This is a genomic window from Paenibacillus sp. BT-177 (assembly GCF_025846815.2).
Taxonomy (GTDB): domain Bacteria; phylum Bacillota; class Bacilli; order Paenibacillales; family Paenibacillaceae; genus Paenibacillus; species Paenibacillus polymyxa_C.
The window spans coordinates 1-9,039 of the sequence record NZ_JAOYTP010000021.1; the positions used below are offsets into that span (position 1 = coordinate 1).

Consider the following 9,039-nt stretch of genomic DNA (forward strand, 5'->3'; position numbering starts at 1 on the left):
GAAGTTTGGGACAAGGGGGACATACCGCTCGTCTGATCAAAAGGATCAAGGAAGGGCTGCGCCATATTCCGCAAAAAGGCATCGGCTATGGTATTTTACGATACCTGTCAGATATGAATGCGCTGGAGAAAGCAGGCGTACAGTTACAGGCTCAGCCTGAGATCAGTTTTAACTATTTGGGCCAATTCGATCAGGATTATAAAGGCAATGATCTGGAGCCTTCCACCTATTCTATCGGTGTGCCTGTCAGCACGAACGCGACTATGGATTTTGCGCTGGATATCAATGGAGTAATCGAAGATGGCGAGTTGATGTTCACGATTCGCTACGGCACAACGCAGTTCCGTCATGAAACGATTGAACGGCTTGGAGAGCTGTTGGCATCCAGCTTGCGTGAGGTGATTCATCACTGTGTTGCCCAAGAAAGAGCGGTGCTGACCCCAAGTGATGTCCTGTTAAACCATGTAACGCTGGACGAGCTGGAGCAATTGGTAGAAGATACGCGAGATCTGGGCGAGCTGGAAAATGTATATGCCTTGACGCCGATGCAAAAGGGGATGCTCTTTTACAGCTTGATGGATGAGAATTCGGCGGCTTATTTTGAGCAGGCCACCTTTGAGTTGAATGGCCGCTTCGATGTAGTTACTTTCGGTAAAAGTTTTGATTTGCTCGTACAGCGTCATGAGGCATTGCGGACGAACTTTATCAGTTCATGGAAGGATGAGCCTGTACAGGTCGTTTTCCGCAACCGTAGCGGACAATTATATTATGAAGACCTGCGCGGACTGGAGAAAGAGGAACGAGCAGCTCGTGTTGAAGCTTTTGTCATTGAAGATAAAGCAAAAGGATTCCATCTGGCAGAGGATGCACTCATTCGTGTTTCTATTTTGCAAACCGGGGATGAAACGTACCACTTTGTTTGGAGCTTCCATCACATTTTGATGGATGGCTGGTGTTTGTCCTTTATGACACAGGAGGTATTCGGTAGCTATCTGGCACTGCGCGCGGGTCATGAGCCAGCGCTGGAGCCAGTCACGCCGTTCAGCCGATTTATCGAATGGTTGGAGCGTCAGGACCGTGAGGCGGCCTTGCAATACTGGAGTGGGTATCTGGCGGACTACGAGCAGCAAATTACGCTTCCACAGCAAAAAACACAGTCGAAATCTTTACAATCCGGGGAGTATGTCGCTGAAGATCTGGAATGTAACTTCCAGCCAGAGCTGGTTGCTCAGATCGAACGGGTGGCGAAGCAAAATCAGGTCACGATCAACACACTGATTCAGACCGTATGGGGCGTTCTGTTGCAAAAATATAACAACAGTACGGATGTCGTGTTCGGTAGCGTCGTGTCCGGTCGTCCAGGGGATATTCCAGGCGTGGAGCACATGATCGGGCTGTTCATTAATACCATTCCAGTGCGTGTGCAGTCTGAACAAGGCGAAACCTTTGTCGAGCTGATGAAACGAACCCAGCAGCAGGCGCTGGCTTCCAATGCCTACGATGCATTCCCGCTGTATGAAATTCAGGCGCTGACCGAGCAGAAACAGGATTTAATCAATCATATTATGATATTTGAAAATTATCCGGTGGGACAGCAGGTAGAACAGTTAGGTAGCGAGGGACAGGATAAATTTACGATTTCGAACGTGGTGGCTACAGAGGAAACCAACTACGATCTGAACGTAGCTGTTATGCCGGGAGAAGGCATCAAGATTCGCTTTATGTATAACGCGCTCAGCTTTGATCAAGCAGGTATTGAGCGTCTGCATGGGCATTTAGCACGTCTACTGGAGCAAATTTCGCTCAACCCGCATGTTCGGGTTGAAGAGCTGGAATTAGTCACAGCAGCGGAAAAGCAGCAGATTACAGGAGCGTTTAATGCGACGGCTTCAGCATATCCAAGCCATCAGACGATCCAAAAGCTGTTTGAGGAGCAGGCTGAACGCACACCAGATCATGTAGCTGTCGTTTGGGAGCATCAATCCTTAACCTATCGTGAACTGAACGAGAGAGCCAACCGTCTTGCACGCACCTTGCGCACAGAAGGAGTAGAATCGAATCAGCCGGTAGGCATTCTGGCGCAGCGTTCGCTGGACATGATCGTAGGCATCTATGCGATCCTCAAGGCTGGTGGAGCTTATGTACCAATCGATCCGGAATATCCGGCCGATCGCATCCGCTTTATGCTGGAGGATTCGGGAGCGAAACTCATGCTGACGTCATCGCACCTGGCCGAGCAAGCATCGCTGAGTTTCGACGGCCAGGTGCTGGTGTTGGAACGCAACGACATCTACCACGAAGATAGCTCCAACTTGGAGCCGTTGTCGGGGCCACATCATGTCGCTTATGTGATCTACACCTCCGGTTCCACTGGAAAACCGAAAGGTGTAATGGTGGAGCATCATTCCGTGCTGAACCGGATTTTGTGGATGCATGATCGCTACGGCTTGAGTGCGGAGGATACAATTCTGCAAAAAACCACCTTTACCTTCGACGTGTCAGTGTGGGAGCTGTTCTGGTGGTCAATGGTTGGCTCGAAGGTGAGCTTGCTGTCAGTCGGCGGGGAAAAGAACCCGGAAGACATCGTTGACACGATTGCCCGTGATGGCGTGACCACGATGCACTTTGTACCTGCTATGCTGCATGCGTTCCTGGAGTACGTGGAGCAACAGCCACGGGAAGTGATGCAAGCGAAGCTGGGCACGCTGCGCCATGTCTTTGCCAGTGGTGAAGCCTTGCCGCCGCCGCATGTGGCCCGGTTCCAGCGGCTCGTGTCGAGCCTGGCCGGAGCGAAGCTGATCAACCTGTACGGCCCGACGGAAGCGACGGTGGACGTATCGTACTTCGATTGCGAGCCGGATGAGGAATATACGGTTATTCCCATCGGGAAACCGATTCAAAATATTCGTCTGTACATCGTGAAGGAAGGCAAAGAGCAATTGCAGCCGATTGGGGTTGCGGGTGAGCTGTGCATCGGCGGTGTCGGCGTAGCCCGTGGTTACCTGAATCGGCCGGAGCTGACGGCCGAGAAATTTGTAGCCGATCCGTTTGCTGGTGGGGAAGCAGGCTATGAGCGGATGTACCGCACAGGCGATTTGGCGAGATGGTTGCCAGACGGGAACATCGAATATTTGGGACGGATTGACCATCAGGTAAAAATCCGGGGTTATCGAATCGAACTGGGCGAGGTGGAAACGCAACTGCTCCAGGTGGAATCGGTACGAGAAGCCGTGGTCATGGCTCGTGCGGATGAAACGGGCCAAAACCAAATGGTGGCCTACTATGTTGCGGGGCAAGAACTCAGTGCCAGTGAGCTGAGAAGTGAGCTGGGCCGAGAACTGCCAAGCTACATGGTACCATCCTATTTTGTACAGCTGGAGCAGATGCCACTGAGTCCAAACGGCAAAATTGACCGCAAGGCTCTGCCGGCACCCGAAGGCAGTCTGCAAAGCGGAGCGGAGTATGTAGAGCCGCGCACTGGAGCCGAACGGGCACTCGTAGCAATCTGGCAGTCCGTTCTGAACGTACAAACGGTCGGTATTTTAGACAACTTCTTTGATCTGGGCGGCGACTCCATCAAGGCGATTCAATTCTCTTCCCGACTGCTTCAAGCCGGGTACAAGATGGATATGAAGGACTTGTTCAAATTTCCAAATATGAAGGAGCTGGCTCCGCATCTTCGGTTAGCGGACAAGCAAACGACCGAGCAAGGCGAGGTCACGGGGAAAGTGGCGCTAACGCCGACCCAATACTGGCTTGCAGAACAAGGGCAAGTGCATGCGTATCCATTTAACCAGGCGGTTATGCTGCATCTGAAGCAGGGCTTTGACGAATCCGCTCTACGTCAGGCGCTCATGAAGCTAACTGAGCACCATGATGCACTACGGATGGTGTTCAGCAAGACGGAGCAAGGCTATGAAGCATGGAACCGTGGAGTACATGAGGGCGAACTGTATCATCTGGATGTATTGAACTTTAGAGATGTCACTGATGAAGCTTTGCTTAGTGCGACGATTGAGGCGAAAGTCAGCGAAATTCAAAGCAGTATTTATGTGCATGAAGGCCCGCTATTTAAAGCTGGTTTGTTCCACTGTGCGGATGGGGATCATTTGTTCATAGCCATCCACCATTTGGTGGCAGACGGGGTATCGTGGCGCATTTTGTTGGAGGATTTAGCCACAGTCTATGAGAAAGCCGTCCATCAAGAAGTGCTTCAGTTACCGGATAAAACGGACTCGTTCCGTTCCTGGTCTCAAAGACTGTACACCTATGCGAATAGTGCAGCACTGGAAGGCGAACGCGCCTATTGGGAGCATCTGAACGCATCCGCTTTGGCGGACCAGGTACGCTTGCCTGAAGATCAAGCACAGGATGGCAAATTTATCTTGGCTGACACGGGTAAAATGGTCGTTAAGCTTTCGGAAGAAGAGACAGAACGGCTATTGAAGCAAGCGCACCGCGCATATAACACGGAAGTGAACGATCTGCTGCTGACAGCTTTGAGCATGATGCTGTACACATGGACCGGTCATGAACGTAGCCTGATCAATTTGGAAGGATATGAACGTGAGGGCATTTTACCAGATACGGACCTTTCTCGTACGATAGGTTGCTTTACGGTTCAATATCCAATATGGCTGAACATCGGCAGTGATTCTACTTTATCGGGACGCATCAAACAGGTCAAAGAGAGTCTGCGTGATATTCCGAATAAGGGAATTGGCTACGGAATCTGGAGATATTTGAGTGAATCCGGCCAAGCCACGGATCAGCAAGCAGATGCACTGAATCTCGGTCAACATCAAGCTTTTGCCGAGCCACAGGTAAGTTTTAGCTATCACGGACAGTTTGATCAGGAGTTGCAAAACAGTGATATCCGTATGTCACCTTACTCGATTGGATCGGTCGTTAGTGATCAGCTGGAGATGAAATACGATTTCATTGTGGACGCGAGTGTAACCAACGGTATCCTGAAACTGGATATTCGATATAACAGCAAGGTCTTCCGTAAGGACACCATCCAAATGCTGGCTAACCTGCTAAAAGCCAATCTGCTTGAAATTATCGAGCACTGTGTTGCAAGGGAGCAGAACGAATTGACTCCAAGTGATGTACTGTTTAAAGGTCTGACCTTGGAGCAATTAGATACGATTAAGGAACAGACAAAGACGGTTGGGGAATTGGAAGACGTGTACCCGCTAACGCCAATGCAAAAGGGTATGCTGTTCCATAGTTTGATGAATACACAAACCGAAGTGTATTTTGAACAGTTGACGTTTGATCTTGAAGGAGAGTTTGAACCGAGCATGTTTGAGGAAAGCGTGAAGCTGCTCGTAAGCCGTCATGCAATTTTCCGGACAAATTTCTACAGTGGCTGGCATGGTCAACCGTTGCAGGTTGTCTATCGTCATAAAAATCCGAGCTTCCGTTATGAAGATGCCAGAGGGCGTGAACACACTGTAGCTGAATTTGTGACTCAGGACAAAGCTCGAGGCTTTGATTTAGGAAAGGATGCGCTGATGCGTATAGCTGTCTTCCGTACAGGGGATTGCTCATACCGATTTGTATGGAGCTTCCATCATATCCTGATGGACGGCTGGTGTCTGTCACTTGTCATGGAAGAAGTGCTAAGTGCGTATTCGTCTTTGATGAAGAACAGGCAGCCGGAACTACCACCTGTCAGACCATATAGCCGTTACATTGAATGGCTGGAACAGCAGAAAGCGCAGGAAGCGGCTCGCTATTGGAGCGACTATTTGGCGGGTTATGAGCAACAGACCTTGTTGCTTGGTGAGAAAGCGCAGGCTTCTGTAACAGTGCAGAATGAGGATGCAGACGGAAGTGACGGGCGTTCGGATACAGGCTATGTTTTGGAGAAGGTGACCTTTGGGTTAGGTAAAGAGCGGAGTACCGCATTGAAGCGTATTGCAAAGCAACAGAAAGTAACAATTAATACGATTTTACAGAGTGCGTGGGGTGTTATTTTACAGAAATACAATAATAATCAGGATGTCGTGTTTGGTAGTGTGGTATCCGGGCGTCCGGCAGAAGTCGCAGGCGTGGAGAGCATGATCGGTTTGTTCATTAATACAATTCCGGTTCGCATTTACAGTGAGCGGAATGCAACATTTGCTGAAATATTAAAGCGTACACAGGAACAGGCTTTGAGCTCCGGTCCATATGACACGTTTCCGCTCTACGATATTCAGGCGCTGACTGAACAAAAACAAGACCTGATTAATCATATTATGGTCTTTGAAAACTATCCGATCGGGCAAAAGATATCTCAGGCGATTGATTCCGGCGAAGCAGACGCACATACAGGCTTATCTATAGCCAATGTGGCAATTGCAGAGCAAACCAACTACGATTTTAACCTGATTGTCGTGCCTGACGAGGATATCACGATCCTGCTGGAATACAATGAACTGGTATATAACCGGTCCGAAATGCAGCGCATCAAGGGTCATATCGAGCATGTCATTAGGCAAATTGTGGAGAATCCGAATATCCGTGTGAGTGAGTTGGAATTGATAACATCGGAAGAACAAGCGCAGATTATTCAGGTTTGGGGCGATACTGCAACAGCTTATCCACAGGATCAGACGTTAAGTGCGGTGTTCGAGGAACAGGTGGCACAGACACCGGATCAGGTAGCATTAATGTTTGGACATCAGAGTCTGACTTATCGGGAGCTGAATGAACGAGCCAACTCATTGGCACGAATACTTCAAGCACAGGGGGTAGGACCTGATAAGCTGGTCGGCCTGATGGTGCAGCGCTCAGTGGAAATGATCGTAGGTCTGCTGGCCGTTCTAAAAGCAGGCGGTGCATATGTGCCAATTGATCCCGAATTTCCGTCATCTCGTATTCAATACATGCTGGAAGATAGCGAGGCCACAGTGCTTCTGACCAGTCGTGATCTGTTGGAAGAGCACTATTGCAACGCCAATGCAATATTTATTGAGGATGCAGAATTGTATCAGGGAGAAAGCAGCAACCTGGAGGCGATTGCCCGCCCAGAGCATTTGGCTTACGTCATCTATACCTCTGGTTCAACTGGAAATCCGAAAGGGGTTATGCTCCAGCATCGCTCAGTACTCAACTTTATTACAGGTATGCGCGAAGCAATTGACTTTGAAACGAGTCAAACCATTTTGTCACTGACGACCATTTCATTCGATATTTTTGTCTTGGAAACCATCCTGCCTCTGCTGGGTGGCATGACGGTTGTGCTTGGCGACCGCCAGCATCAGGTGAATCCTCAGGCACTTGGTGAGTTGATTACTCATCATCATATTGAGATGTTGCAAATGACACCATCGCGGGTGCAAATGCTACTGGGTCATGAAACAGGTTCCCACGCACTGCAAAGCGTGAAGGCAATTATGGTCGGGGGTGAAGCTCTACCGTCCAAGCTGTTGGGAGATCTGCAAAAGATAAACGGTCCTCGCATTTACAATATGTACGGACCTACAGAAACGACAGTTTGGTCGACTGTACAGGAACTGACCCATGCTCATCAAATTAATATCGGACGTCCTATCGCGAATACCCAAATATATATCATGAACGCGGATGGGGGATTGCAGCCAATCGGTGTGCCGGGCGAATTATGTATTGCAGGGGAAGGATTAGCCCGTGGTTATTGGAAACGCGAAGAACTAACGGCCGAGAAATTTGTAGAGAACCCGTTTGCCGGAGGCAAAGCAGGCTATGAACGGATGTACCGCACCGGCGATTTGGCGAGATGGATGCCGGACGGCAACATTGAATATCTGGGCCGGATCGATCATCAGGTGAAAATCAGGGGTTATCGGATTGAGCTGGGCGAGGTCGAATCGCAGCTGCTCCAGGTGGAATCGGTACGCGAAGCGGTCGTCGTGGCCCGTATGGACGAAATGGGCCAAAACCACATGGTGGCCTACTATGTCGCGGGACAAGAAGTCGAGGCCAGCAAGCTAAGAAGTGAGCTGGGACGGGAGTTGCCAGGCTACATGGTGCCATCGTACTTTGTACAACTGGAACAGCTGCCACTGACACCGAATGGCAAAATCGACCGCAAGGCCTTGCCTGCACCAGAGGGCAGCCTGCAAACCGAAGTCGATTATGCCGAGCCGCGTACGGCGCAAGAACGCGCTTTGGTAGCCGTCTGGGAGTCGGTACTGGGGCTGCAGACGGTCGGTATTCTGGACAATTTCTTCGACCTGGGCGGTGATTCGATCAAGGCGATCCAAATCGCCTCCCGTGCGTTCCAGGCCGGCTATAAGCTGGACATGAAGGATTTGTTCCAGTATCCAACCGTTGAAGCCCTGGCACCGCATATGCACGAGGTCCGTCGTATGGCAGATCAGGAAGAAGTCAGCGGGGAAACGGCGCTACTTCCGATCCAGCATTGGTTCTTTGCGCAGGAGCGCGAGCGTCCGCAGCACTTTAATCAGGCGGTTATGCTCTATCGCGCCGAGGGCTTTGAGGAGACAGCGGTTCGTCAAGTGATGGACTACCTCGTGAAGCACCATGATGCGCTTCGTACGGTCTTCCGTCAGGCCTCCGCTGGTTATACGGCTTGGACCCGCCATGTAGAGGAAGGCACGTTATATACACTGGAAATGGTAGATTACCGTGAACGGGCCGCTTATGCGGAAGAGTTGGAAGCGAAGGCAACGGAAATCCAAAGCAGCATGGACCTGTCCGCAGGACCTTTGGTAAAACTCGGATGGTTCCGCACAGCGGAGGGCGACCATCTGCTGATCGCCATTCACCACTTGGTGGTGGACGGGGTGTCGTGGCGGATTCTGTTTGAAGATTTCTCGACAGGCTACGAGCAGGCGATCCAGGGCGAGTCCGTACGATTGCCCTATAAAACAGATTCCTTCCAAACTTGGGCACGGGAGTTATCCTCTTATGCTAACCGTCCTGAGGCTGCATCGGATGAAGTCTATTGGAAGCAGCTGGAACAGGTCAAAGCTGAAGCTGGGCCGCTACCTAAGGATTTTGCCTACGAGGGCTCCGTGAATGCAGACAGCGAAGTGCTGACGG

General features: G+C 50.5%; 1 protein-coding gene. It reads left to right on the top strand.

The window, feature by feature from the left end:
* Window positions 1–9,039, top strand: a 9,039-nt coding sequence (locus OIU26_RS25615) for a non-ribosomal peptide synthetase (protein WP_264218401.1), incomplete at both ends; no start/stop codon positions are given.